The organism is Pseudomonas sp. NBRC 100443, from assembly GCF_030268185.1.
GTDB classification, from domain to species: Bacteria; Pseudomonadota; Gammaproteobacteria; order Pseudomonadales; family Pseudomonadaceae; genus Pseudomonas; species Pseudomonas citronellolis.
In genome coordinates this window covers 41,247-66,676 of the sequence record NZ_BSQE01000020.1, presented here as the reverse complement: position 1 = coordinate 66,676, position 25,430 = coordinate 41,247, and the positions used below count along the sequence as shown (strand labels likewise).

Sequence of the window (25,430 nt, the reverse complement as noted above, 5' to 3'; positions counted from 1 at the left end):
TATTCTTATTTCTTAAAAGAATAAATTTAAGTTTTATTCTTCGTTGACGGAATAAGAGCTTGCATTTAAAACCAGCGCATCCCCGACGGCAAATGCCTTTGTCCAATATTTTCAATGCCGGTAAAGCATCATGGATCTGCGCCAACTGCGTTACTTCATCGCCCTCACCGAACACCGCAGTTTCGTCCGCGCGGCCGATGCCATGGGCATCACCCAGCCGGCCTTCAGCCGCAGCATCCAGGGCCTGGAGCAGGAGCTGGGCTGCCAACTGGTGGACCGCGGCAGCAAGGAGCTGCGCCCCACGCCGGAAGGCCAGGTGGTGCTGCAGCATGCGTTGCGCCTGGTGCAGGGCGCGGCCAACCTGACCCAGGAAATCACCCAACTGAACAAGCTGGATGCCGGCGAGCTGCACTTCGGCTGCGGGCCGGCGCCGGCGCAGAAACTGGTGCCCGACGCGGTGGCGCGGCTGATCCGGCGCCACCCGCGGCTGCAGATCGATTTCCAGGTGGACAACTGGGAGCGCCTGTCGCGCAGCCTGCTACGCGACGAGATCGAGTTCTTCATCGCCGACATCCGCCACTTCGAGGCCGACCCCGGCTTCCAGACGCGGCCGCTGAGCCCGCGCCGGGGCTTCTTCTTCTGCCGCAGCGGGCACCCGTTGCTGGCCAAGGAGAGCCTGTCCACCAACGACCTGTTCGCCTACCCGCTGGCCTCGGCGCGGATGCCGCCGGGCATCCGCAAGCTGCTGGCCAACCTGAGCGGCAAGAGCGACCTGCAGGCGAACATCCAGTGCGAGCACCTGGGCTCGCTGGTGCGCATCGTCAGCCAGACCGACGCCATTGGCGTGGGCAGCGAGGATGGTTTGCGCCATGCGCTGGCCAATGGCGAGGTGGCACGCCTGCATCTGCGTAACCTGCCGCACAACATCGACAGCCTGCAGGCGCGCTGCGGGATCGTCAGCCGTACCGGCTACCGCCTTTCGGCGGCGGCGCGGGCGTTGATCGAGATGTTGGTGGAGTTGGATGAGGAGGAGCGGAGTGCGGTGGCGTGAAGGTTTGCGGGGGCTTGGGTGAGGCGGCGGATAACCGCGAACGGTTATACGCCCTACGGTGGGCTTGGCGTAGGGCGAATGACGCTCCGCGTTATCCGCCGTTTGGCCTTGGTTCCAGGCGGCGCCGGGGTTGACCTGGGCGTTATCCGCGATTGAGCTCGCAGGCTGCTACGGGCTCAATCACTGCACCTGCGCCACCGGCTGCGCCGCAGCCAGCTTGGCGGCGGCCGCCAGGTAGTCCGGCCTGGCCCAGTCGGCGGCCTTGAAGTCGCGGCGGATCAGGCCGTACTGCCTGGCCGCCTGGATCGAGGCGTCGAGCTTGCCGAGGAAGCCGGCGTCCAGTTGCGGCGACAGGGCCTCGGCCAGCGGGCGGTCCTTGTATTCGGTCTGCAGGATGATCGGCGGGTAGCCGGCCTGGTTCGACACCAGGTCGATGAAGGCCGCGTGGTTGGCTTCGGCGCCGGCCCAGGCCAGGGCCTGCAGTTCCACCTTGAGCAGGCGCTGGGTGATTTCCGGGTGGGCGTCGACGAAGGCGCCATTGCCTATCAGCACAGCCTGGAGGGTGCCGGCGCCGCCGAGGTCGCGGGTGCTCAGGGGGATTTCCGCCAGGCCCTTCTCGCGCAGGGCGAAGAGGCCGGCCAGACCCCAGGTGGCGTCGATCTGCTTGGCCGCGAGGGCCGCCAGGGCGGCGTTGAAGTCCAGGCTGATGACTTTCAGGTCCTTCTCGCTCAGGCCCACGCTGGCCAGGGCGTTGTCGAACGACAGTTGGCTGGCGGTGCCGCGGAAGATGCCCACGCGCTTGCCCTTGAGGTCGGCCAGGGTCTTGATCCCCGAGCCCGGCTGCACGCCCAGGTAGTGATTGACGCCGCGCCCGGTGGCGGCCAGCAGGCGGGTGTCCAGGCCGCTGGCCTTGCCGATGATGGCCGCCAGGTCGCCGAGGTAGGCGAAGTCCACCTGGCCGTTGGCGAAGGCCTCGTTGATCACCGGGCCGGCGCCCTTGAAGTAGGTCCACTTGATCTGGATGCCGTCGTTGGCGAACTCCTTCTCCAGCAGCTTGCGGGTGTAGAGCACGTCGACGAGGCCGCCGCCGGAATGGTTCTGCCCGGCGCCCACGTCGGGCACGGCGATGCGGATTTCCTTCGGCGCTTCGGCGGCGCTGGTGAACGGGGCATAAGCGCCGAGCAGCCCGGCGAGCACCGGGGCGGCGAAGAGCGACAGCAACGGGTGGGTGAGGGCCTTCATGGCGCCTGCCTCCTGCGGGGGAATGGGAAAGGCACTAAGGCAGGTCATGGATGATTAATAAAATAATAAAAATTTATTTTTTTATAATTTATGGAGATAAGTCAGTCCGCATCCGCGCTGCCGGGCGAATGCACGAAAGGCATAAAAAATATTCGTCGAATGCATTGGCTGCGCTGGGGAGGCTTCCCTTAAATGGGGACTCTTAGCTCATAAATGCATTGATAGATTTTTTCATATTCCAATGAAGAATATTTCTAAGGCACTCGCCTTGCCTGTGTACCCCACCGCAAGCGCCGCCGCCTCGCAGCGGCTGGCGCTGATCGCCCCGCGCTTGCTGCCCTGGCTGTTGCCGGTGGCCCTGTGCGTTCTCTGGTGGCTGGCCGCCGCCCAGCACTGGATGTCCGCGCAGATACTGCCGGCGCCGGCGCTGGTCTGGCAGAGCGCCCGCGAGCTGTTCGCCGGCGAACTCTGGCAGCAGCTGTGGATCAGCCTGCAGCGGCTGTGCTGGGGCCTGCTCGCCGGCATCGCCAGCGGCGCGGCGCTGGGCGCCTGGCTGGGCTTCAGCCGCCGCGCCGAGCGCTTCGTGCTGCCGACCTTCCTGGCCCTGGCGCAGGTCCCCACGCTGGCCTGGACTCCGCTGTTCATGCTGTTCTTCGGCATCGGCGAACTGCTCAAGCTGGTGGTGCTGGTCAAGGCGGTGATAGTCCCGGTGGCGCTGCATACCCTGGTCGGTGTGCGCGATGCCCAGCCCAGGCTGCGCGAGGCCGCCGCCGTGCTGCGCTTGCCGCCGCCGCTGCTGGTGCGCCGGTTGCTGTTGCCGGCGGCGCTGCCGGCCTTCCTCACCGGCGTGCGCCTGGCCCTGGCCCAGGGCTGGACCTCGTTGCTGGCGGTGGAGCTGCTGGCCTCCAGCGAAGGCATCGGCTACCTGATGGTGCAGAGCCGCCAACTGTTCATGCTCGACGTGGTGTTCGTCTGCATCTTCGTCATCGGCCTGGTGGGCGCGGCCATGGACCAGGGCATCCAGGCCCTGGAGCGGCGCCTGGTGCACTGGCCGCAGCAGGCCGCCGGCGAGTTCCGCCGTAGTGTCCGCGGCCAGGGCTGGCAGCGCCTGCAGCCGTGGCTGTTGCCGCTGGCGCTGGTCGGCCTGTGGCAGGCGGCGAGCGTCGGCCAGTGGGTCGATCCGGCTATCCTCGCCAGCCCCGCCGCGGTGGTCGAGGCCACCTGGCGCGGCCTGCTCGATGGCAGCCTGCCGACGGCCTTGCTGGCCAGCCTGCAGCGCTCCCTGCTGGGCCTGCTGCTGGGCGGCGGCGCCGGCTTCCTGCTGGGCCTGGCGCTGGGGCTGTGGCGCCCGGCGGAGCGCCTGCTCGGCCCGTCGTTCTCGGCCCTGCGCCAGGTGGCGATCTTCGCCTGGGTGCCGCTGCTCACCGCCTGGTTCGGCCTGGGCGAGGCAGCCAAGGTGGTGTTCGTCGCCCTGGCCAGTTTCTTCCCGCTGCTGCTGGCCACCCAGCGCGGCATCGCCAGCCTGCCGGCGCAACTGGGCGAGGCCGCCCGCGTGCTGCGCCTGTCGCCCTGGCAGCGCCTGCGCCGCCTGGTCCTGCCGGGCGCGGCGCCGTCGATCTTCGCCGGCCTGCGCCTGGGTCTGATCTACGCCTGGCTGGGCACCATCGGCGCCGAGTACTTCATGCCCTCGGACGGCGGCATCGGCAGCCTGATGATCGGCGCCCAGCAGCTGTTCCGCATGGACCTGGTCAGCGCCGGGATGCTCCTGGTCGGCCTCACCGGCGCCCTGCTCGGCGCCCTCGGACAACGCATCGAAGCGCGCGCCACGCGCTGGAGACACGCATGAACGCTTTCACTTCCGCGCCGCTGGTGAGCTTCCGCCAGGTCGGCAAGAGCTTCCCGGTGGACGGCCGGCAACTGGAGGCCATCCAGCGCTTCGACCTGGACATCGCCACGGGCGAGTTCATCGCCATCGTCGGCGCCAGCGGCTGCGGCAAGTCCACCCTGCTGCGCCTGCTGGTGGGCCTGGACCGCGAGTACCGCGGCGAGATCCGCATCGGCGACAAGGCCATCGACGGCATCGGCGGCGAGCGCGGCATCGTGTTCCAGGAGCACCGCCTGTTCCCCTGGCTGACGGTGGAGCAGAACGTCGCCCTGGGCCTGGTCAACGAGCCGCTGAGCGAGGAGGGCAGGGCGCGCAAGGTCGCCGACTACCTCGAACTGGTCGGCCTGTCCGCGTTCAACCGCGCCTACCCGCACCAGCTCTCCGGCGGCATGGCCCAGCGCGTGGCCATCGCCCGCGGCCTGGTGGCCAGCCCGCGCATCCTGCTGCTGGACGAACCCTTCGGCGCCCTCGACGCGCTGACCCGCCAGCAGTTGCAGGAAGAACTGCTGCGCATCCGCGAGCGCGAGCGCATCACCACCCTGCTGGTGACCCACGACGTGGAGGAGGCGCTGTTCCTGGCCGACCGCGTGGTGGTCATGGCGCCGCGCCCGGGGCGCATCAAGCGTATCGTCGAGGTGCCCCTGGCGCACCCGCGCGAGCGCGGCGGCTTCGACTTCCTGCGCCTGCGCGAGGAGCTGCTGCACGAGCTGACCGGCGATGGCGACTACCTCGCGCCGCAGCCCAGGCGGGTGGAGAACCTGCCGTTCGAGTTCATCGCCTGCTGAGGCGCCTTTTCTTTTTTCGTAGGAGCGAGCTTGCTCGCGAACAGACTCCGCTGCGGGGCTCATTCGCGAGCAAGCTCGCTCCTACAGGAAACTTCCCAAACACCGACCGAGTTTCGACATGAGCAAACGCCCCAACTTCCTGGTGATAGTCGCCGACGACCTCGGCTTCTCCGACATCGGCGCCTTCGGCGGCGAGATCGCCACGCCCAACCTCGACGCCCTGGCCCACGCCGGCCTGCGCCTGACCGACTTCCACACCGCACCGACCTGCTCGCCGACGCGCTCGATGCTGCTCACCGGCACCGACCATCACATCGCCGGCATCGGCACCATGGCCGAGGCGCTGACCCCGGAGCTGGAAGGCAAGCCCGGCTACGAGGGCTACCTCAACGACCGCGTGGTGGCGCTGCCCGAACTGCTGCGCGAGGCCGGCTACCAGACGCTGATGGCCGGCAAGTGGCACCTGGGCCTGAAGGCCGAGCAGGCGCCCCACGCGCGCGGCTTCGAGCGTTCCTTCTCGCTGTTGCCCGGCGCCGCCAACCACTATGGCTACGAGCCGCCCTACGACGAAAGCACGCCGCGCATCCTCAAGGGCACGCCGGCGCTCTACATCGAGGACGACCGGTTCATCGAGCAACTGCCCGAGGGCTTCTATTCCTCCGACGCCTTCGGCGACAAGCTGCTGCAGTACCTCAAGGAACGCGACCAGGCACGGCCGTTCTTCGCCTACCTGCCGTTCTCCGCGCCGCACTGGCCGTTGCAGGCGCCCAAGGAGGTGGTGGACAAGTACCGCGGCCGCTACGACGCCGGCCCCGAGGCGCTGCGCCAGGAGCGCCTGGCCCGGCTCAAGGAACTGGGCCTGGTGGCGCAGGACGTCGAGGCGCACCCGGTGCTCGCCATCAGCCGCGAGTGGGAGGCCCTGAGCGACGAGGAGCGGGCCAAGTCGGCGCGGGCCATGGAAGTCTACGCGGCCATGGTCGAGCGCATGGACTGGAACATCGGCCGGGTGGTCGACTACCTGCGCCGGCAGGGCGAGCTGGACAACACCTTCGTCCTGTTCATGTCCGACAACGGCGCCGAGGGCGCGCTGCTGGAGGCCTTCCCGAAGTTCGGCCCGGACCTGCTGGGCTTCCTCGACCAGCACTACGACAACAGCCTGGAGAACATCGGCCGCGCCAACTCCTACGTCTGGTACGGCCCGCGCTGGGCCCAGGCGGCCACCGCGCCGTCGCGGCTGTTCAAGGCCTTCACCACCGAGGGCGGCATCCGCGTGCCGGCTTTCGTGCGCTATCCGCAGCTGGCGCGCCAGGGCGTGATCAGCGAGCAGTTCGCCACCGTCATGGACATCACCCCGACCCTCCTCGACCTGGCCGGCGTGCGCCACCCGGGCAAGCGCTGGCGCGGCCGCGAGGTCGCCGAGCCACGCGGCAAGTCCTGGCTGGGCTGGCTCTCCGGCGAGACCGAACGCGCCCACGACGAGAAGACCGTGACCGGCTGGGAGCTGTTCGGCATGCGCGCCATCCGCCAGGGCGACTGGAAGGCGGTGTACATCCCCGCGCCGGTGGGGCCGGCCAGTTGGCAGCTGTACGACCTGGGCAAGGATCCGGGCGAGATCCACGACCTGGCCGAGGCCCAGCCGGGCAAGCTGGCGGAGTTGATCGAGCACTGGAAGCAGTACGTCAACGAGACCGGCGTGGTGGAAGGGGCTTCGCCGTTCCTGGTGAAGTGATGCGCTGAGCGACGAAAAAGCCCCGGGCAGCGATGCCCGGGGCTTTTGTTTTTTGCACCTCCTTTAGGCTGTTCAAAGCTTGAGCTGCGTGCTAAAAGAACCTAGAGCTGATCTAGCCGCTTGAAAAAGAAGGGAAAACCATGACCAAGTCGGAGTTGATCGAGAGAATCGTCACCCATCAGGGGCAGCTTTCCGCAAAGGATGTGGAGCTGGCGATCAAGACGATGCTTGAGCAGATGTCCCAGGCTCTGGCTACCGGCGATCGCATCGAGATCCGTGGGTTCGGCAGTTTCTCTCTGCATTACCGCGCACCGCGCGTCGGCCGGAATCCGAAGACCGGCGAATCGGTGCGTCTGGATGGTAAATTCGTTCCGCACTTCAAGCCGGGCAAGGAATTGCGCGATCGGGTGAACGAGCCCGTGTAGCCGGCTAGAGAACGATCGAGGATTTTTCATGCTTCGGCTCAAACGCTTTCTGGCCTTCCTGGCTGCCATCCTGCTCTGCGCAGTAGTGGTCGTCTTCGTCCTGGAGAACCTGCAGAAGGTTCAACTGGCCTTCCTGGGCTGGCAGACGCCGGAGTGGCCGCTGGTGGTCTTCATCACCCTTTCCTTCGTCCTGGGTGGTGTCATCGGCCTGCTGCTGAGCATTCCGTTCCGGGCGCGCACGCACCTGCATCTCTCGGGGCTGCGTTCCGAAGTGTCGCGCTTCCGCAAGGAAAACCAGGCCCTGCGCGACCAGTCGCTGAAGACCCAGTGACACCGGGATGTCCAGCGTTGTAGCAATGCTGCTGTTCGTTTTGGCCCTGGCCGTCGGTTGGTGGCTGGGGCGTCGCTCGTTGCGCCCAGGCTCTTGGCCGGCTTCGGCTGACGAGGCGTTGCGCGAGCGGGTGCGCAACATGCACAACCTGCTCGACCGGCATTCCGACGACGCGCTGGAGCGCCTTTCCCAGGGGCTTTCGCTGAACGAGGAAACACTCGAAAGCCACGTTCATGTCGGCAACCTGTTCCGCCGCCGCGGGGATATCGAGAAGGCCATCCAGATCCACCAGGAGTTGCTGGAGAAGGCCTCCGCCAACGCCGAGCTGTCCGCGCAGATCAGTCTCGAGCTCGCCCGTGACTACATCGCCGGCGGGTTGCTTGGCAGCGCCGAGCAACTGCTGGATGAGCTGATGCAGCGCGATGGCCAGGCCATCTCGCTGGAAGCGCTGGACGAGTTGCGTCGCATCGCCGAGCGCGAGAAGGATTGGGCGCGTGCCGTGGAGCTCGCTGCACGCCTGGTGGGGCGGCGCCCTCAGCTGAAGACGGTGTTGGCCAACTATTATTGCGAGCAGGCTCAGGAGCGCATTCGCGCGGGTGACCGCGACGGTGCCCGCGAGCTTCTCAAGGAAGCCCGGCGGGTCGATCCCCAATGCGTGCGCGCCTTGCTGATGCGCCTGGACTGTGAGCTGTGGCAGCGCAACCTCCAGGCTGCCGACGCTTCTATCACCGAGCTCTGTGCGGCCGATGCCGGCTTTCTCGGCGAGCTGCTGCCCATGCTGCGGCGCCGCGAGTGTTGTGCCGAGCCGGAAATCCTCGCCTGCCTGCGCCGTCTTGCCGAGGCGCCGGATGCATCGCCGGCGCTGCTGGCGATCCTGGCCCAGCTCGATGCGGACGGGCAGGGCTGGCGAGGCCGCTTGCTGGCCAAGGTCCAGCAGCAACCTTCCTGGCGAGGCTTGCTGGACATGCTCGGCACCCTGGGTGGCGGACGGGCGGACCAGGAGCTGTTCACCCACATGCAGCCGATCATCCTCGGCCTGTATCGATCGATGCCGCACTATCGCTGCGGCAATTGCGGTTTCGCCGGGCGTGAACTGCACTGGCAATGTCCGGGCTGCCACGGGTGGAATACGCTCAGGCCGATCGCTGCTCCCCAGCAGTGATGCCGATGCCCGGAATCATGGATGGTGCCCTGGCGCCTTGAATCTCTAGGAGTGGTGTTGAAAGTACTTCTGACCGGTGCCACCGGTTTTGTCGGGCGGGGCATTCTCGAAACCTTTGCCGCGATACCGGGACTGCGCCTGGCGGTGGCGGTGCGTTCCCGTCTGCCTGGCGAATTTCCCGGTGTGGAGGTCCATTCCATCGATGGCCTGAACGCAACCCAGGACTGGACTTCTGCACTGGCTGGCGTGGACGTCGTGGTCCATGCCGCGGCCCGGGTGCATGTCATGCGCGAAACCGCGGGCGATCCCCTGGCCGAGTTCCGCGCGGTCAACGTCGAGGGCACCCTCAACCTGGCGCGCCAGGCCGCAGCCGCAGGGGTGCGGCGTTTCATCTTCATCAGTTCGATCAAGGTCAACGGCGAGTCGACGCCGCCCGGCCGGCCGTTCCGTGCCGAGGATCGGCCGGCGCCGGCCGATCCCTACGGCCAGTCGAAGCTGGAGGCGGAAAGGGCGTTGTCGCGCCTGGCCGAAGAGTGCGCGATGGAGTGGGTGGTCATCCGCCCTCCGCTCATCTACGGCCCGGGCGTGGGGGCCAACTTCGCCAGCCTGATGCGCGTGGTGCAGCGGCAGTTGCCCCTGCCGTTCGCTCGGGTGCGCAACCGGCGGAGCCTGGTGGCCAGGGACAACCTGGTCGATCTGCTGCGCGTCTGCCTGGAGCACGAGCGTGCCGCCAACCAGGTCTTCCTGGTCAGCGACGATCACGATCTTTCGAGCGCCGAGCTGTGCCGTCGCCTGGCCGTGGCGCTCGGCGTACGCCCGCGGCTGCTGCCGGTACCGGTGGCCTTGCTGCAGGGGCTGGCCGCGCTATTCGGGCGAGGGGCCCAGGCGCAGCGCGTGCTGGGTTCGTTGCAGGTCGATATCGGCAAGACCCGCGAGCTGCTGGGCTGGCAGCCACCGGTGAGCGTCGACCAGGCGCTCGCGGAGACGGCGCGCTGGTACCGGGAGACCCGCGCATGATCTTCCTCCTGCTGTTTCTCGCCCTGCTGCTGGCCTGGGCCGGTACCGCCGGGGTTCGCCACTATGCCCTGGCGCGCAGCGTGATGGACGTGCCCAACGAGCGCAGCTCCCACAGTGTGCCGACGCCGAGGGGCGGCGGGGTGGCGATAGTCCTGAGCTTCCTGCTGGCGCTGCTGCTGTCCTGGGGGATGGGCCTGACCGATACGCGCGCCATGCTTGCCCTGCTGCTGTCGGGGGGCTGGATAGCCCTGGTGGGTTTCATCGACGATCACCGACACGTACCGGCGCGCTGGCGCCTGCTCGGCCATTTCCTCGGCGCGGCCTTCCTGCTCTACATGCTGGGGGGGCTGCCGGCCCTGTCGTTCGCCGGCGTTCGCTGGGACCTGGGGCTATTCGGCTCGCTGCTGGCGTTGTTCTACCTGGTGTGGCTGCTGAACCTCTACAACTTCATGGACGGCATCGACGGCATCGCCAGCCTGGAGGCGATTACCGTCTGCGGCGGCGCGGCGCTCTGCTGCTGGTTGGCGGGGGCGGGGGCGGGGTCGGCCGCCTGGCTGCCGCTGTTGCTCGCCGCGGCCACCGCGGGGTTCCTGGCCTGGAACTACCCGCCCGCGCGGATATTCATGGGCGATGCCGGCAGCGGCTTCCTCGGCATCATGCTGGGCGGGCTCTCGCTGCAGGCGGCCTGGCAGGCGCCGCAGTTGTTCTGGTCGTGGCTGATCCTGCTGGGCGCCTTCGTGGTCGATGCCACCTGGACCCTGGCGCGGCGCTTGCTGCGCGGCGAACGGGTTCACGAAGCGCACCGCAGCCATGCCTATCAGCGGGCTTCGCGGCGTCTTGGCCAGCATCGCGCCATCAGTTTGTCGGTGGCTGCGATCAATCTGATATGGCTGTCGCCGATCGCCGTTTTCGTGGCGCTGGGCCGAATCGACGGCGTCGCCGGTCTGTTTCTTGCCTATGCTCCATTGGTGCTGGTCGTGGCATCGCTGGGCGCCGGTGGGCCTGAAAACGGCCAACCGAAGTGAACTCCATGGGAAATGGTGGTCAATGTAACGGGAGACTGCGCTCCCGGACTGGGAAGGATGAAAGGATATGCTGCGAGAGCGCCTGCTGAGGTTGCCCCGACGTTACAAGCGAATGCTGCAGGTCGTCACGGACGTGTTCCTGGTCTGGCTGGCCCTGTGGCTTTCTTTCGTGGTGCGCCTGGGCACGGATGACCTGACCTATCCCTTCCGTGTGCATGCCTGGCTGTTCATCGCCGCGCCCTTGATCGCGATACCGCTGTTCATCCGCTTCGGCATGTACCGGGCGGTCATGCGCTACCTGGGCAACGATGCGCTGATCGCCATCTGGAAGGCGGTGACCATTTCGGCTCTGGTGCTTTCGCTGGTGGTCTACTGGAACCGCTCGGTCGTCGAGGCGGTGCCGCGTTCCCTGGTGCTCAACTATTGGTGGCTGAGCCTGCTGATGGTCGGCGGGCTGCGCCTGGCCATGCGCCAGTACTTCATGGGCGACTGGTACCGCGCGATCCAGGTCGTGCCCTTCCTCAAGCAGGATGACGGCCTGATCAAGGTCGCGGTGTACGGCGCCGGCACTGCGGGTAACCAACTGGTCGCCGCGCTGCGCATGGGGCGGGTGATGCGGCCGGTGGCCTTCATCGACGACGACGACGAGATCGCCAACCGGGTGATCGCCGGCCTGCGGGTGTTCAAGCCCAAGCATATCCAGCAGATGATCGAGGAGACCGGGGCCCAGGAAATCCTCCTGGCGATTCCTTCCGCCTCGCGGGCGCGCCGTCGCGAAATCCTCGGTCTGCTCGAACCCTATCCGCTGCACGTTCGCAGCGTGCCCGGCATCATCGACCTGGCCAACGGCCGGGTGAAGGTGGACGACATCCAGGAAGTGGACATCGCCGACCTGCTGGGGCGCGACCCGGTGGCGCCGCGCAAGGAGCTGCTGGAGCACTGCATCCGCGGCCAGGCGGTGATGGTCACCGGGGCGGGCGGCTCCATCGGCTCGGAACTGTGCCGCCAGATCCTGCCTTGCGGGCCCACGGTGATGGTGCTGTTCGAGCACTGCGAGTTCAATCTCTACCGCATCCACCAGGAACTGGAGCAGCGCGTCCGGCGGCAATCCCTGCCGGTGCAGCTCGTGCCCATCCTGGGCTCGGTGCGCAGCGCCGAGCGCCTGCTGGAGGTGCTGGGCAGCTGGAAGATCAACACCGTCTACCACGCGGCTGCCTACAAGCATGTGCCCATCGTCGAGCACAATATTTCCGAAGGGGTGCTGAACAACGTCCTGGGGACGCTGTATGCGGCCCAGGCCTCGATCCAGGCCGGCGTGCAGAACTTCGTGCTGATCTCCACCGACAAGGCCGTGCGACCGACCAACGTCATGGGCGGGACCAAGCGCCTGGCCGAGATGATCCTCCAGGCGCTCAGTCTGGAGCCGGCTCCGGTGCTCTTCGGCGACAAGACCGGGGTCCACCATGTGAACAAGACCCGCTTCACCATGGTGCGTTTCGGCAACGTGCTGGGCTCGTCCGGCTCGGTCATCCCGCTGTTCCGCGAGCAGATCAAGCGTGGCGGCCCGGTGACCGTCACCCATCCGGCGATCACCCGCTACTTCATGACCATTCCCGAGGCCGCGCAGCTGGTGATCCAGGCGGGCTCCATGGGGCGCGGCGGCGACGTCTTCGTGCTCGACATGGGCCAGCCGGTGAAGATCCTCGAGCTGGCCCAGCGGATGATCCACCTTTCCGGGCTCAGCGTGCGCTCGGAGAGTTCGCCCCACGGCGACATCGCCATCGAGTTCAGTGGCCTGCGTCCCGGCGAGAAGCTCTACGAGGAGTTGCTGATCGGCGACGAGGTAGGCGCCACCGAGCACCCGATGATCATGAAGGCGAACGAGGAAATGCTGCCCTGGGAGGCGTTCAAGACGGTGCTGGTCTCGCTGCTGAAGGCGGTGGAGCGGGGCGACTACGCCCAGGTGCGCATGCTGCTGCGCGAGACGGTCAACGGCTACTGCCCGGATGGCGACATCGTCGATCTGGTCCACCAGCAGCGCCGTATGGAGCCCTGACAGATCAAGGCCGGTGCTCGGTCGGACGCTGCCTTGTTGCAGGAGGGGCTCTTCGTCCAATCGGCGAGGAAGCCCCTGATTCATTCAAAGTGTGATTTTCCCTTCTTCCCCTTGCCCCGCTCCTGTCGCTAAAGGTGAATGGCGAGCCCGTTCTGGCTCGCCATACCCAGTGACTAAAAGGAGTTATTCATGCATAAGGCATTCGCGCTACTGCTGGTCGTGCTTTCCTCCCTTTCCCTGTCGGGCATGGCTGCCGCCGCTCCCGCGCCGGAGAAGCTGACGCCGGCGACGGTCACCGTGCACGACGAGCAGGAAGGGCTGGTCAGCCTCAACACGGCGGACGCAGAGACGCTGCAAAAGCGGCTCAAGGGGATCGGCAAGGCCAAGGCCGAAGCCATAGTGGCCTATCGGCAAGCCAATGGCCCCTTCACCAGCCTGGATCAGTTGCTGGAAGTGAAGGGCATCGGCAAGGCGATCCTGGAGAGCAACCGGGAGGCGATCAGTCTCGACTGAGGCACTCCGCGATGGAAAGGCCGGTCCGGGTGACCGGCCTTTTTCGTTGCACAGGCGGGATGACGCTTGACCCTGGCCAGCAGTGGGCATGGGGCGATCACCCTGGGAGGACAGGCCGAGGGTGTCTGGCGCTGGAGGCGTCCAGGCGACGAACCAGTGCTGTTCTCAGGGCAAGCAGAGAGCCTGCACCGGCGGGCTCGGGGTTGATGTCTGCGGGAGAGATGGGACGGGAGAGGCCGCTCTTGGCAGATGGCCGGCTCTCGATCTAGAATCTCCCGATATGGGAGAAGTGAGGCAGATGCGAGTTATTGCAAAGAGCACGCTGGTGAAGTTCTGGGGGGTTCCTGGCCAGGAAGATACCAAGGCCCCTTTGGAGAGTTGGTACGACGCGGCGATCAATGCTGAATGGAAGACTCCGCAGGACGTGAAGAATCAATTCGGCAGCGCGAGCATCTGCGGCAACAACCGCGTGGTGTTCAACATCGGCGGCAACAAGTATCGCCTGGTTGTGGAGATGCAGTACCGCTGCGGCATCGCCTGGGTGAAGTTCATCGGCACTCATGCCCGGTACGACCAGATAGACGTGGAGACGGTGAATGAATATTAGGCCCATCCGAAACGACGAGGACCTGCGCGCGGCTTTCCAGCGCCTGGAATCCATCTTCCAGGCGGAGGAGGGCACGGCTGAGGCTGACGAAATGGAAGTGCTGGTGACGCTGATCGAGGCGTATGAGAACAAGCACTACCCGATAGGCCCGGCCGATCCCGTCGAGGCCATCAAGTTCAGCATGGAGCAGCGAGGGCTGACGCCGCGGGACCTGGAACCTTTCATCGGCAGCAGCGGCCGTGTCTCGGAGGTGCTGAATCGCAAGCGTGGCCTCAGCCTGGCGATGATCAAGCGCCTGCATGATGGCTTGAATATTCCCTATGAGAGTCTGCTGGCCGGGGCTGCCTAGGCCGGTCCCAGCGTTCCGTCATCGGTTCTGTCGAGGACTGCTTTCTAGGCGCGTTGCGGTTAGGAGGCCCCGAAGGACGGGACACCCACAAAGAAAAAGCCCCCGGCATATGCCGAGGGCTTTTGAATTTGGCTCCGCGACCTGGACTCGAACCAGGGACCCAATGATTAACAGTCATTTGCTCTACCGACTGAGCTATCGCGGAACAACGGGGCGTATCTTACTGATTAAAAAGGGGAAGTCAACATTCTGCCGATGACTTCCCCGATTTTTTTCAGAGCACCTGGACGATGGCGCGGGTGACGGTTTCCAGGTTGCCGTTGTTCAGCGCGGCGACGCAGATGCGGCCGGTGCCGACGGCGTAGATGCCGAACTCGTTCTTCAGGCGTTCCACCTGCTCGGCGGTCAGGCCGGAGTAGGAGAACATGCCGCGCTGCTGGGCGACGAAGCCGAAGTCGCGCTTGGCGCCCAGGGCGGCCAGTTGCTCGACCATGGCGACGCGCATGTTGCGGATGCGGCTGCGCATTTCGCCCAGTTCCTCTTCCCACAGGGCGCGCAGTTCCGGGCTGTTGAGCACGGCGGAGACGACGCTGGCGCCGTGGGTCGGCGGGTTGGAGTAGTTGGTGCGGATCACGCGCTTGACCTGGGACAGGACGCGGGCGGATTCCTCGCGGCTGTTGGTGACCACCGACAGCGCGCCGACGCGCTCGCCGTACAGCGAGAACGACTTGGAGAAGGAGCTGGAAACGAAGAAGTTCAGGCCGGACTGGGCGAACAGGCGCACTGCGGCGGCGTCTTCGTCGATGCCGTCGCCGAAGCCCTGGTAGGCGATGTCGAGGAAGGGCACGTGGCCCTTGGCCTTGAGCACGTCCAGCACCTGTTTCCAGTCGTCCAGGCTCAGGTCGACGCCGGTCGGGTTGTGGCAGCAGGCGTGCAGGACCACGATGGACTGCGAAGGCAGGGCGTTGAGGTCTTCCAGCAGGCCGGCGCGGTTTACGCCGTGGCTGGCGGCGTCGTAGTAGCGGTAGTTCTGCACCGGGAAGCCGGCGGCCTCGAACAGCGCGCGGTGGTTTTCCCAGCTCGGATCGCTGATGGCCACGGTGGCGTTGGGCAGCAGGCGCTTGAGGAAGTCGGCGCCGGTCTTCAGCGCGCCGGTGCCGCCCACGGCCTGGGTGGTGACCACGCGGCCTTCGGCCAGCAGCTCGGAGTCGGCGCCGAACAGCAGCTTCTGCACGCCCTGGTCATAGGCGGCGATGCCTTCGATCGGCAGGTAGCCGCGCGGAGCGTGTGCTTCGATGCGGGCTTTCTCCGCGGCCTGTACCGCGCGCAGCAACGGGAGGCGACCCTCTTCGTTGTAGTACACGCCAACGCCCAGGTTGATCTTGCCCGGGCGGGTATCGGCGTTGAAAGCTTCGTTCAGGCCCAGGATGGGGTCGCGGGGGGCCATTTCGACAGCGGAGAACAGACTCATTTTGGCAGCAGCTCTAAGGCGGGAGTGAAGATGCAATTGCAACCCCCCGCGCACGGCGCTGGGGGATGCGTCGACGGGCCGGTATTATATAGGCCTCTATGGCAGGCGGCGAGTTGATCGCGCATGCTTTCGCCTGGTTTGACGCCGCAGCCGTGCCCGCGTCACACCCCACAGCGAGGTTCCCATGTCGACATTCCAACTGGATTCGCGCTTCAAGCCGGCGGGCGACCAGCCCGAGGCGATCCGACAGATGGTCGAAGGCCTGGAGGCGGGCCTTTCGCACCAGACGCTGCTGGGGGTGACCGGCTCCGGCAAGACCTTCAGCATCGCCAACGTCATCGCCCAGGTGCAGCGCCCGACCATGGTCCTGGCGCCGAACAAGACCCTGGCCGCGCAGCTCTATGGCGAATTCAAGACCTTCTTCCCGCACAACGCGGTGGAATACTTCGTCTCCTACTACGACTACTACCAGCCGGAAGCCTACGTCCCGTCCTCCGACACCTATATCGAGAAGGACTCGTCGATCAACGACCACATCGAGCAGATGCGCCTGTCGGCGACCAAGGCCCTGCTGGAGCGCGAGGACGCCATCATCGTCTGCACCGTGTCGTCGATCTACGGCCTGGGCGACCCGGCGTCCTACCTGAAGATGGTCCTGCACCTGGACCGCGGCGACCGCATGGATCAGCGCGAGCTGCTGCGCCGCCTGACCAGCCTGCAGTACACCCGCAACGACATGGATTTCGCCCGCGCCAGCTTCCGCGTGCGCGGCGACGTGATCGACATCTTCCCGGCGGAATCCGAGCTGGAGGCCATCCGTGTCGAACTGTTCGACGACGAGGTGGAGAGCATCTCCGCCTTCGACCCGCTGACCGGCGAGGTGATCCGCAAGCTGCCGCGCTTCACCTTCTACCCCAAGAGCCACTACGTGACGCCGCGGGAAACCCTGATGCAGGCGGTGGAGCAGATCAAGGAAGAGCTCAAGGTGCGCCTGGACTACCTGCGCAACAACAACAAGCTGGTGGAGGCCCAGCGCCTGGAGCAGCGCACCCGCTTCGACCTGGAGATGATCCTCGAGCTGGGCTACTGCAACGGCATCGAGAACTACTCGCGCTACCTCTCCGGGCGCGGCCCCGGCGAGCCGCCGCCGACCCTCTACGACTACCTGCCGGCCAACTCGCTGCTGGTGATCGACGAATCCCACGTCAGCGTTCCCCAGGTCGGCGCCATGTACAAGGGCGACCGTTCGCGCAAGGAAACCCTGGTGGAATACGGCTTCCGCCTGCCCTCGGCGCTGGACAACCGGCCGCTGCGCTTCGAGGAATGGGAGGCCATCAGCCCGCAGACCATCTTCGTCTCGGCCACCCCCGGCCCTTATGAAGAGCAGCACGCCGGGCGGGTGATCGAGCAGGTGGTGCGGCCCACCGGCCTGGTCGACCCGCAGATCGAGGTGCGCCCGGCCTCCACCCAGGTCGACGACCTGCTCTCGGAAATCCGCCTGCGCGTGGCCAGCGGGGAGCGCGTGCTGGTCACCACCCTGACCAAGCGCATGGCCGAGGACCTCACCGACTACCTGGGCGACCACGACGTGCGCGTGCGCTACCTGCACTCAGACATCGACACCGTCGAGCGCATGGAGATCATCCGCGACCTGCGCACCGGCGCCTTCGACGTACTGGTGGGCATCAACCTGCTGCGCGAGGGCCTGGACATGCCCGAGGTGTCCCTGGTGGCCATCCTCGACGCCGACAAGGAAGGCTTCCTGCGTTCCGAGCGCTCGCTGATCCAGACCATCGGCCGCGCCGCGCGCAACCTCAACGGCAAGGCGATCCTCTACGCCGACAACGTCACCGGCTCGATGCAGCGCGCCATGGACGAGACCGAGCGGCGGCGCAACAAGCAGATTGCCTTCAACGAGCAGCACGGCATCGTGCCCAAGGGCGTGAAGAAGGACATCAAGGACATCCTCGAAGGCGCCAGCGTGCCGGGCGCCAAGGGCAAGCGCCGCGGCGTGGCCAAGGTGGCCGAGGAGAGCGGGCGCTACGAGGGCGAACTGCGCTCGCCGAACGAGATCGGCAAGCGCATCCGCCAGCTCGAAGAGAAGATGTACCAGCTGGCCCGGGACCTGGAGTTCGAAGCCGCCGCCGCGGTGCGCGACGAAATCCACAAGCTGCGCGAACGCCTGGTGGAGGTCGGCTGACCTCCACCGCGGGGCTCAGTGCGCGCCGGCGCCGGCTCCAGCCTGGGCGCCCAGGCCCGCGGGCAGGGGGCGCGTCAGCAGGGCGGCGAGCATGCTCACGGCAAGGACGATGCCGATGGCGTGGAAGGCGTCGTTGTAGGCCATGATCGCCGCCTGCTGGTGGACGATCACGCTCACTTCGCCCAGCGCCGCCTGCTGGCTGCCCAGTTGCGCGGCCAACTGCGCCAGGCGCTCTTCCACCGCGCCATTCATCGGCACCACCGCTTCGCGCAGGTAGTCGTAGTAGACCTTGGCGCGGCTATCCAGCAGCGTCGCCAGCAGGGCGATGCCAATGGCGCCGCCGAGGTTGCGCAGGATGTTGAACAGGCTGGAGGCGGAGCCGGCGTCCTGCGGCTGCAGGTAGGCGGTGGCGATCAGCGAGATGGTCACCATCACCATCGGCTGGCCGAGGGCGCGCAGCAACTGGATCTGGTTGAACTGCGGACCGGCGAAGTCCGGGTTGAGCACCCCGGAGCTGAAGCTGGCCAGGCCGAACAGGCCGAAGCCCAGGGCGCACAGCAGGCGCGGCTCGATGATCTTCATCAGCTTGGGGATCAGCGGGATGAGGAACAGCTGCGGCACGCCCATCCACATGATCACCTCGCCGATCTGCATGGCGTTGTAGCCCTGGATCTGCGCCAGGTACAGCGGCAGCACGTAGATCGAGCCGTACAGCCCCATGCCCAGGCCGATGCTGGAGATGCTCGCCAGGCCGAAGTTGCGGTTGCGCAGGATGCCCAGGTTGATCAGTGGGTTGGGCCGCGAGGTCTGCAGGATGACGAAGAGGATCAGGCTGACCAGGGCGATGCTGCCCAGGGCGACGATCAGGTTCGACTCCAGCCAATCCTTGCGGTGGCCTTCCTCGAGGAACACCTGCAGGCAGCCCAGGCCGATGGCCATGGTGACGATGCCGGCGTAGTCGGTGCTCTTGAGCAGTTCCCAGTGCGGCGCCTTCTTCTCCAGGCCGTAGAGCAGCCCGGCGATCATCAGCAGCCCCGGCGGGATGTTGATGTAGAAGATGTATTCCCAGCCGAAGTTCTCGGTCAGCCAGCCGCCCAGGGTGGGGCCGATGGACGGCGCGAAGGTGGCGGTGATGGCGAACAGCGCCATGCCCTTGGGCCGGTGGTGCTCCGGCAGCTTGAGCAGGCTCAGGGTGAAGGCCAGGGGGATGAGCGCGCCGCCGGTGAAACCCTGCATGGCGCGGAACACGATCATGCTCTCCAGGTTCCAGGCGAAGGAGCACAGCAGCGAGGAGAACAGGAAACCGATCGACACCATCACCGCCAGGCGCCGCGCCGACAGCAGCTGCACCAGCCAGGCGGTGAGCGGGATCATGATGATCTCGGCCACCAGATAGGAGGTGGAGATCCACGAGCCTTCCTCCAGGGTCGCGGCCAGCGCGCCCTGGATGTCCTTCAGCGAGGAGTTGGTGATCTGGATGTCCAGCACCGCCATGAAGGCGCCGAGCATCGCCGAGAGCACGGCGATCCAGTCGCGCCGGGTGGGCTCCCCGGCGGGGCGGACGAGGACGTCAGCGCTCACCGAGCTGCACCTCGGCCTCGACCGACATGCCCGGGCGGATCAGGCCCTTGAGCGGGTTGTCGGCGGCGAAGGTGATCTTCACCGGGATGCGTTGCACCACCTTGGTGAAGTTGCCGGTGGCGTTGTCCGGCGGCAGCAGGCTGAACTGGGCGCCGGAGGCGGCGAAGAGGCTGTCCACGCAGCCTTCGATGGGCGTGTCGGGGAAGCTGTCGAGGACCAGCCGGGCCTTCTGCCCGGGGCGCATGTGGCCGACCTGGGTTTCCTTGAAGTTGGCCTGCACCCAGATGCCTTCGTCGGGCACCAGCGCCAGCAGCTGGCTGCCGACCTGCACGTACTGGCCCACCCGCGCGCTGCGCTGGCCGACCAGGCCGGCGACGGGCGCGCGGATCTCGGTGCGCGCCAGGTTGATCTCGGCCTGGGCGATCTCCGCCCGGGAGGCGTCGATCTGCGCCTGCAGGCGCTTGATGTCGGCATTCAGGGCGTCGATCTGGATGCGCTGGGCCTGCAGGTCGGCCTGGGCCTTGGCCACCTGCGAGCGGGCCACGTGGGAATCGGCGGTCAGGGTGGTGACGCGCTCCTCGGAAACGTAGCCGGGCTTGCGCAGGGTCTGGGCGCGGTTGAGGTCGATCTGGGTACGGCCGAAGGTGGCCTGGGTGGCGTTCAGGTCGGCCTCGCTGGCGGCGATCATGCTGCCCTGGCCCTTGAGCTTGCTGCGCGCCTGGGCCAACTCCGCCTCGTGGGTGGCGAGGGCGGCCTTGGCGCGGTCCAGGGCCAGGCGGAAGTCGGCATCCTCCAGCTTGACCAGCAACTGGCCTTTTTCCACGTGCTGGTTGTCGGTGACCAGCACCTGGTCGATGCGCGCGCCCAACTGGCTGGCGATGCGGGTGATCTCGCCCTGGACGTAGGCGTTGTCGGTGGTTTCCTGGAAGCGGCCGATGAAGTACCAGCGGCCCAGGAACGCCAGGGCGACCAGGCAGAAAATGACGAAGAAGATGCTCAGGCGGCGTTTCAATTGTGCGGGCATGATAAACGAGCGTTTGTTTGGCAGAATTTTTCCCGGCAATGTAACAGTGTTCCCGGCCGGGGCGCAGTCGCTACAATTCGGAAACTTTGTTGTTTATAAGGAACAATAATGGGGCTGGATGATGCGCTGATCTTCACCCGCGTCGTGGAATTCCACAGTTTCACCCAGGCCGCCCACAGCCTGGGCATGCAGAAGTCCACGGTCAGCCGGCGCATCGCGCTGCTGGAAGAGCGCCTGGGCGTGCGTCTGCTCAACCGCACCACGCGCAAGCTGCGCCTGACCGAGGTGGGGCAGGCCTACTACGACCGCTGCCGGCAGATCATGCTCGACTTCGCCGAGGCCGAGCAGGCGGTGATGCAGTTGCAGCAGGAGCCTTCGGGTCTGCTGCGGATCACCGCGCCCATCGAGTTCGGCCAACTGTACCTGGCTGAAGTGCTCGGCGATTTCATGCGTCTTTATCCGCAGATCACCGCGGAAGTGGAGCTCAGCTCGCGCACCGTCGATCCGCTGGAGGAGGGCGTGGACATCGCCATCACCGTCGGCCAGCCGGAGGACTCGACGCTGATCGCCCGCCGCCTGCTGGTGACCAGCCGCTGCCTGTGCGCCAGCCCCGGCTACCTGCAGCAGCACGGGCGGCCGCTGCACGTCGAGGACCTGGCGCGGCACCGCGCGGTGCTGCTGGCGCAGGACTCGCAACGCTACTGGCCGCTGCTGAACGAGAGCGTGCCCTGCCTGCGCGTGCTGTCCTGCAACAACATCTCCTTCGCCCGCGAGGCGGTGCTGGCCGGGGCGGGCATCGCCTCGCTGCCGGAGCTGATCGTCGATGTGGCACTGGAAAGCGGCCGCCTGGAGCGCCTGTTGCCGGAGGTGCAACTGCCCATCGGCGAGCTCTATGCGGTCTATCCCTCGCGGCGCTTCCAGGCCATGAAGGTGAAGACCTTCCTCGACTACCTGATCCACCGCCTGCCCATCGACGAAGCCCATCGGCTGGAGCCGGGGGCGGCGCGCCTGATAACATCGCACCCATGAATGCGGGCCGCGGTCCGCATCTTTCATTCCGGTTTTCACGAGAGCTTTCATGACCACTGTCCGCACCCGCATCGCGCCGTCCCCCACCGGCGACCCGCACGTCGGCACCGCCTACATCGCGCTGTTCAACCTGTGCTTCGCCCGCCAGCACGGCGGCAAGTTCATCCTGCGCATCGAGGACACCGACCAGGTGCGGTCCACCCGCGAGTCGGAACAGCAGATCTTCGACGCCCTGCGCTGGCTGGGCATCGAGTGGGACGAAGGCCCGGACGTCGGCGGCCCGCACGGCCCGTACCGGCAGAGCGAGCGCGGCGCCATCTACAAGCAGTACAGCGACGAGCTGGTGGAGAAGGGCCACGCCTTTCCCTGCTTCTGCTCCGCCGAGCGCCTGGACGCCATCCGCGCCGAACAGCAGGCGCGCAAGGAAACCCCGCGCTACGACGGCCACTGCATGCACCTGCCGAAAGAAGAGTCGCAGCGCCGCATCGCCGCCGGCGAATCCCACGTGGTGCGCATGAAGGTGCCGACCGAGGGCGTCTGCGTGGTTCCGGACATGCTTCGCGGCGACGTCGAGATTCCGTGGGACCGCATGGACATGCAGGTGCTGATGAAGGCCGACGGCCTGCCCACCTACTTCCTGGCCAACGTGGTCGACGACCACCTGATGGGCATCACCCACGTACTGCGCGGCGAAGAATGGCTGCCCTCGGCGCCCAAGCTGATCAAGCTGTACGAGTACTTCGGCTGGGAGCAGCCGGTGCTGTGCTACATGCCGCTGCTGCGCAACCCGGACAAGAGCAAGCTGTCCAAGCGCAAGAACCCCACCTCCATCACCTTCTACGAGCGCATGGGCTTCCTGCCCCAGGCGCTGCTGAACTACCTGGGCCGCATGGGCTGGTCGATGCCCGACGAGCGCGAGAAGTTCAGCCTGCAGGAGATGATCGACAACTTCGACCTGTCCCGCGTGTCCCTCGGCGGGCCGATCTTCGACATGGAGAAGCTGTCCTGGCTGAACGGCCAGTGGATCCGCGAGCAATCCGTCGAGGAGTTCGCCCGCGAAGTGCAGAAATGGGCGCTCAACCCCGAGTACCTGATGAAGATCGCCCCCCACGTCCAGGGCCGAGTGGAGAACTTCAGCCAGATCGCCCCGCTGGCCGGCTTCTTCTTCAGCGGCGGCGTGCCGCTGGACGCCAAGCTGTTCGAGCACAAGAAGCTCGACGCCACCCAGGTGCGCCAGGTCCTGCAACTGGTGCTGTGGAAGCTCGAAGCGCTGCGCCAGTGGGAGAAGGAGCGCATCACCGCGACTATCCAGGCCGTCGCCGAACACCTGGGCCTGAAGCTGCGCGACGTCATGCCGCTGATGTTCCCGGCCATCACCGGCCACGCCAGCTCGGTGTCGGTGCTCGACGCCATGGAAATCCTCGGCGCCGACCTGTCGCGCTATCGCCTGCGCCAGGCCCTGGAACTGCTGGGCGGGGCGTCGAAGAAGGAAGCCAAGGAGTGGGAGAAGATCCGCGACGCCATCGCCGGCTGACGGATCCCGCCTGACAAAAGGCCGGCCGCCTCCGGGCGCCCGGCCTTTTTCATGTCCATAATCCCTGGGGCCGGGCCGCGGCTTAAGGGGCCGAAGGTGCGGCGCAGGGGAGGGGAAGCTGGGCTCCTTTGCTAAGTGATTGTTCTTTGGGAGAAAAAATTTAAAAAAGTCGAAAATTCTTGTTGACAGGGTTACCTCCCGCCCCTAAGATGCGCCCCGTTCCAGCGACGAACTGAACGACAGAGCGAAGCGGAACGGTAGATGTAGCGGTACTTTGGGGCTATAGCTCAGCTGGGAGAGCGCTTGCATGGCATGCAAGAGGTCGACGGTTCGATCCCGTCTAGCTCCACCAAATTACCAGTAGGTTTCGCCACTTCGGGGCGGAGCCGAAAATCGAAGGTTTGCGTCCCCTTCGTCTAGTGGCCTAGGACACCGCCCTTTCACGGCGGTAACAGGGGTTCGAGTCCCCTAGGGGACGCCACTTATTCCAGCGACGATGCGTTCGCGTCGTCCGCCAGAGTCATCTGGGGCTATAGCTCAGCTGGGAGAGCGCTTGCATGGCATGCAAGAGGTCGACGGTTCGATCCCGTCTAGCTCCACCAAATCGCCAGAGTCCGCCAGGCGCGGATTTTCTCGAAGGATACGTCCCCTTCGTCTAGTGGCCTAGGACACCGCCCTTTCACGGCGGTAACAGGGGTTCGAGTCCCCTAGGGGACGCCAATTTTCCCGCTCTGCGGGGCCTATAGGGCCACTCAATTTTCGAGTGGCCTTTTGTTTTTTCCCCTTTCGAAAATCTTCTCGCCCGACCAGCGGTCGCCATCGCCGCTTGCCGATTTTTATTATGAGCATAATATTTCAATCATAATATTTTTGGAGTGCGTCATGAGCCCGAAGACCGGCAGCAACGAAAAAGGCCTGGGCGAGAAGAAGGCCCAGACCCGTGAACGCATTCTTTGCGCGGCCGCCGACGCTCTGGTCCGCCGCGGCCCGCTGGAGCCGAGCGTGGCCGAGGTGATGGGCGCCGCCGGGCTGACCGTCGGCGGCTTCTACGCGCACTTCCAGAGCAAGGATGCGCTGATGCTGGAAGCCTTCCGCCACCTGCTGTCTTCGCGCCGGGCCAAGCTCAAGCACTTCGACCCGGACATGCCATTCAGCGAGCGCCGGCAACTGGTCGCGGCCTTCTACCTGTCGCGCAAGCACCGCGACAGCGAGGAGCCGGGTTGCCCCATCCCCAGTTCCCTGGGCGACATGGCGCAACTGCCGGAGAGCTTCCACGAAGCCCTGGCCGAACACCTCGAACTCATGGTCGCCGAGCTGGCCGAGCGTCCCGAGGACGCCGACACCGTGCTCGCCGACATCGCCCTGATGGTGGGCGGACTGGCATTGGCGCGGGCCCTGGGCCCGAGCGACCTGTCCGACCGTGTCCTGCGTGCCGCCAAGAAAGCGGTGGATTGAGACCTCGAAGGAGGGCCTGGCAATGAGCAGCTTGACCTGGATCCGTGGCGTCAACGCCACCCTGGGGCGTGTGGCGCCGGAATGGGCGGCGCGCCGCATGCGTGAAGTCTTCATGACGCCGCGGGCGCTGCAGCCGCGCGACTGGGAGTTGCCGCTGCTGGCCAGTTCCGACCGCATCACCCTGCGCTTCGGCCTCTCCGCGCTGCGCTGGGGCGAGGGGCCGGCGGTACTGCTGATGCACGGTTGGGAAGGGCGGCCGACGCAGTTCGCCCACCTGATCCGCGAACTGGTCGGCGCCGGCTATGCCGTGGTGGCTCTGGATGGCCCGGCCCATGGCCGTTCGCCGGGGCGTGAGGCCCATCCGCTGCTGTTCGCCCGTGCCTTGCTGGAAGCGGCCAGCGAGTTGCCGCCGCTGCGCGCGGTGATCGGCCATTCCATGGGCGGCGCCAGCGCCCTGCTGGCGACGCAGATGGGGCTGCGCACCGAGGCACTGGTCAGCATTGCCGCGCCGAGCCGGGTCATCTCCGTGCTGCGCCGCTTCGCCGGCTTCATGGGGTTGCCGGCCGAGGCGAGGCACCGCTTCATCCGTCAGGTCGAGGCCTACACCGGCATGCCGGCGGCGCAACTGGACGTCAGCCGCTACACGCTGAATATGCCCGGGCTGGTGGTGCACGCCGAGGACGACCCGCAAGTGCCAGTGGCGGATGCGCAGGACATCCATGCGGCCTGGCCGCGCAGCCGCCTGTTGCGCCTGGAAGGCGGCGGCCACCAGCGCGTGCTGGCCGACCCGCGCCTGAGCGACGCCGTGCTGGCGCTGCTGGAAGGCCAGGAAGAGCGGTATCTGCTGCCCATGGCGCTGGCCTCCTGACGACAGGGGAGGGGCGGGACGCCGCCGAGCCCTGTAAACTGCCGGCTTCGATCATGCGGCCGGGTCCCCGGACCCGGCCCCGGACTGGAGC

Annotated in this window: 22 protein-coding genes and 5 tRNA genes; 22 read left to right on the top strand and 5 right to left on the bottom strand. The window is 66.4% G+C overall.

Features of this window, described 5'->3' with window-relative positions; genetic code table 11:
- The first annotated feature begins 130 nt into the window (after positions 1-130).
- Positions 131-1,051 (top strand): LysR family transcriptional regulator, encoded by a 921-nt coding sequence (locus tag QSJ95_RS23770; protein ID WP_043267523.1) that lies wholly within the window; start codon positions 131-133, stop codon positions 1,049-1,051.
- Positions 1,052-1,231: 180 nt separating this feature from the next.
- Here QSJ95_RS23770 and QSJ95_RS23765 read toward each other — a convergent pair whose 3' ends face one another.
- The gene (locus tag QSJ95_RS23765; RefSeq protein WP_285645697.1) at positions 1,232-2,293 is read right to left on the bottom strand and encodes an ABC transporter substrate-binding protein; all 1,062 of its coding nucleotides are present in this window, start codon (positions 2,291-2,293) and stop codon (positions 1,232-1,234) included.
- A gap of 241 nt (positions 2,294-2,534) precedes the next feature.
- On the opposite strand from QSJ95_RS23765, the gene QSJ95_RS23760 reads away from it, so the two are divergent.
- From QSJ95_RS23760 to QSJ95_RS23705, 12 genes are all read left to right on the top strand, one after another.
- Positions 2,535-4,139: an ABC transporter permease gene (locus tag QSJ95_RS23760; protein WP_285645695.1), complete on the top strand. Its 1,605-nt coding sequence runs from the start codon at positions 2,535-2,537 to the stop codon at positions 4,137-4,139.
- Positions 4,136-4,963 (top strand): ABC transporter ATP-binding protein, encoded by an 828-nt coding sequence (locus QSJ95_RS23755; RefSeq protein ID WP_043267518.1) that lies wholly within the window; start codon positions 4,136-4,138, stop codon positions 4,961-4,963. Before QSJ95_RS23760 ends, QSJ95_RS23755 begins: the two co-directional genes overlap by 4 nt.
- Before the next feature lie 118 nt (positions 4,964-5,081).
- A complete protein-coding gene (locus QSJ95_RS23750; protein ID WP_285645693.1) occupies positions 5,082-6,692 on the top strand; it encodes an arylsulfatase in 1,611 nt (536 codons plus the stop codon).
- Positions 6,693-6,832: 140 nt separating this feature from the next.
- Positions 6,833-7,117 (top strand): integration host factor subunit beta, encoded by a 285-nt coding sequence (gene ihfB, locus QSJ95_RS23745; RefSeq protein WP_009621012.1) that lies wholly within the window; start codon positions 6,833-6,835, stop codon positions 7,115-7,117.
- Positions 7,118-7,145: 28 nt separating this feature from the next.
- Positions 7,146-7,448 carry a LapA family protein gene (locus QSJ95_RS23740; protein ID WP_285645690.1) on the top strand — a complete coding sequence of 101 codons (303 nt, stop codon included), beginning with the start codon at positions 7,146-7,148 and terminating at the stop codon, positions 7,446-7,448.
- A gap of 25 nt (positions 7,449-7,473) precedes the next feature.
- A complete protein-coding gene (locus tag QSJ95_RS23735) occupies positions 7,474-8,610 on the top strand; it encodes a tetratricopeptide repeat protein (RefSeq protein ID WP_285645688.1) in 1,137 nt (378 codons plus the stop codon).
- A 57-nt stretch (positions 8,611-8,667) separates the two neighbouring features.
- Positions 8,668-9,627, top strand: coding sequence for a UDP-glucose 4-epimerase family protein (locus tag QSJ95_RS23730; RefSeq protein WP_285645686.1), 960 nt, complete (start codon positions 8,668-8,670; stop codon positions 9,625-9,627).
- Complete coding sequence (locus QSJ95_RS23725) at positions 9,624-10,652, top strand: MraY family glycosyltransferase (protein ID WP_285645684.1); 1,029 nt, start codon at positions 9,624-9,626, stop codon at positions 10,650-10,652. Before QSJ95_RS23730 ends, QSJ95_RS23725 begins: the two co-directional genes overlap by 4 nt.
- A gap of 67 nt (positions 10,653-10,719) precedes the next feature.
- On the top strand, positions 10,720-12,708 hold the full coding sequence (locus QSJ95_RS23720; RefSeq protein WP_285645682.1) for a polysaccharide biosynthesis protein: 1,989 nt from the start codon (positions 10,720-10,722) through the stop codon (positions 12,706-12,708).
- A gap of 189 nt (positions 12,709-12,897) precedes the next feature.
- On the top strand, positions 12,898-13,221 hold the full coding sequence (locus QSJ95_RS23715; RefSeq protein ID WP_009621023.1) for a ComEA family DNA-binding protein: 324 nt from the start codon (positions 12,898-12,900) through the stop codon (positions 13,219-13,221).
- Between the two features lie 298 nt (positions 13,222-13,519).
- The gene (locus QSJ95_RS23710; RefSeq protein WP_009621025.1) at positions 13,520-13,828 is read left to right on the top strand and encodes a type II toxin-antitoxin system HigB family toxin; all 309 of its coding nucleotides are present in this window, start codon (positions 13,520-13,522) and stop codon (positions 13,826-13,828) included.
- Positions 13,818-14,177, top strand: a complete 360-nt coding sequence (locus QSJ95_RS23705; RefSeq protein WP_009621028.1) for a helix-turn-helix domain-containing protein — start codon at positions 13,818-13,820, stop codon at positions 14,175-14,177. Before QSJ95_RS23710 ends, QSJ95_RS23705 begins: the two co-directional genes overlap by 11 nt.
- Positions 14,178-14,306: 129 nt before the next feature.
- Here QSJ95_RS23705 and QSJ95_RS23700 read toward each other — a convergent pair.
- Together QSJ95_RS23700 and QSJ95_RS23695 are read right to left on the bottom strand one after the other, a co-directional pair.
- Positions 14,307-14,382, bottom strand: a tRNA-Asn gene (locus QSJ95_RS23700).
- 69 nt (positions 14,383-14,451) lie between these two features.
- Entirely contained in the window at positions 14,452-15,648 is a 1,197-nt protein-coding gene (locus QSJ95_RS23695; RefSeq protein ID WP_285645678.1) for an amino acid aminotransferase, read from the bottom strand.
- A gap of 184 nt (positions 15,649-15,832) precedes the next feature.
- Between QSJ95_RS23695 and uvrB the strand changes: the two genes are divergently transcribed.
- On the top strand, positions 15,833-17,848 hold the full coding sequence (gene uvrB / locus QSJ95_RS23690) for an excinuclease ABC subunit UvrB (RefSeq protein WP_285645676.1): 2,016 nt from the start codon (positions 15,833-15,835) through the stop codon (positions 17,846-17,848).
- 15 nt (positions 17,849-17,863) lie between these two features.
- On the opposite strand, the gene QSJ95_RS23685 is transcribed toward uvrB, so the two are convergent.
- Entirely contained in the window at positions 17,864-19,429 is a 1,566-nt protein-coding gene (locus QSJ95_RS23685) for an MDR family MFS transporter (protein WP_009621031.1), read from the bottom strand.
- Positions 19,419-20,453 (bottom strand): HlyD family secretion protein, encoded by a 1,035-nt coding sequence (locus QSJ95_RS23680; protein ID WP_043313521.1) that lies wholly within the window; start codon positions 20,451-20,453, stop codon positions 19,419-19,421. Before QSJ95_RS23680 ends, QSJ95_RS23685 begins: the two co-directional genes overlap by 11 nt.
- Before the next feature lie 108 nt (positions 20,454-20,561).
- Between QSJ95_RS23680 and QSJ95_RS23675 the strand changes: the two genes are divergently transcribed.
- The 8 genes from QSJ95_RS23675 to QSJ95_RS23640 all read left to right on the top strand — a co-directional run bounded on the left by QSJ95_RS23675 (position 20,562) and on the right by QSJ95_RS23640 (position 25,339).
- Positions 20,562-21,482 (top strand): LysR family transcriptional regulator, encoded by a 921-nt coding sequence (locus QSJ95_RS23675; protein ID WP_281688587.1) that lies wholly within the window; start codon positions 20,562-20,564, stop codon positions 21,480-21,482.
- Positions 21,483-21,531: 49 nt separating this feature from the next.
- Entirely contained in the window at positions 21,532-23,016 is a 1,485-nt protein-coding gene (gltX, locus tag QSJ95_RS23670) for a glutamate--tRNA ligase (RefSeq protein WP_058072026.1), read from the top strand.
- A gap of 276 nt (positions 23,017-23,292) precedes the next feature.
- Positions 23,293-23,368 (top strand) — tRNA-Ala (locus tag QSJ95_RS23665).
- 53 nt (positions 23,369-23,421) lie between these two features.
- Positions 23,422-23,497: transfer RNA gene (locus tag QSJ95_RS23660), tRNA-Glu, on the top strand.
- Positions 23,498-23,542: 45 nt separating this feature from the next.
- A tRNA-Ala gene (locus QSJ95_RS23655) sits at positions 23,543-23,618 on the top strand.
- A gap of 42 nt (positions 23,619-23,660) precedes the next feature.
- A tRNA-Glu gene (locus tag QSJ95_RS23650) sits at positions 23,661-23,736 on the top strand.
- 195 nt (positions 23,737-23,931) lie between these two features.
- On the top strand, positions 23,932-24,471 hold the full coding sequence (locus tag QSJ95_RS23645) for a TetR/AcrR family transcriptional regulator (protein ID WP_043267950.1): 540 nt from the start codon (positions 23,932-23,934) through the stop codon (positions 24,469-24,471).
- Positions 24,472-24,493: 22 nt separating this feature from the next.
- Positions 24,494-25,339, top strand: coding sequence for an alpha/beta fold hydrolase (locus QSJ95_RS23640; RefSeq protein WP_285645672.1), 846 nt, complete (start codon positions 24,494-24,496; stop codon positions 25,337-25,339).
- The last annotated feature ends 91 nt before the right edge of the window (positions 25,340-25,430 follow it).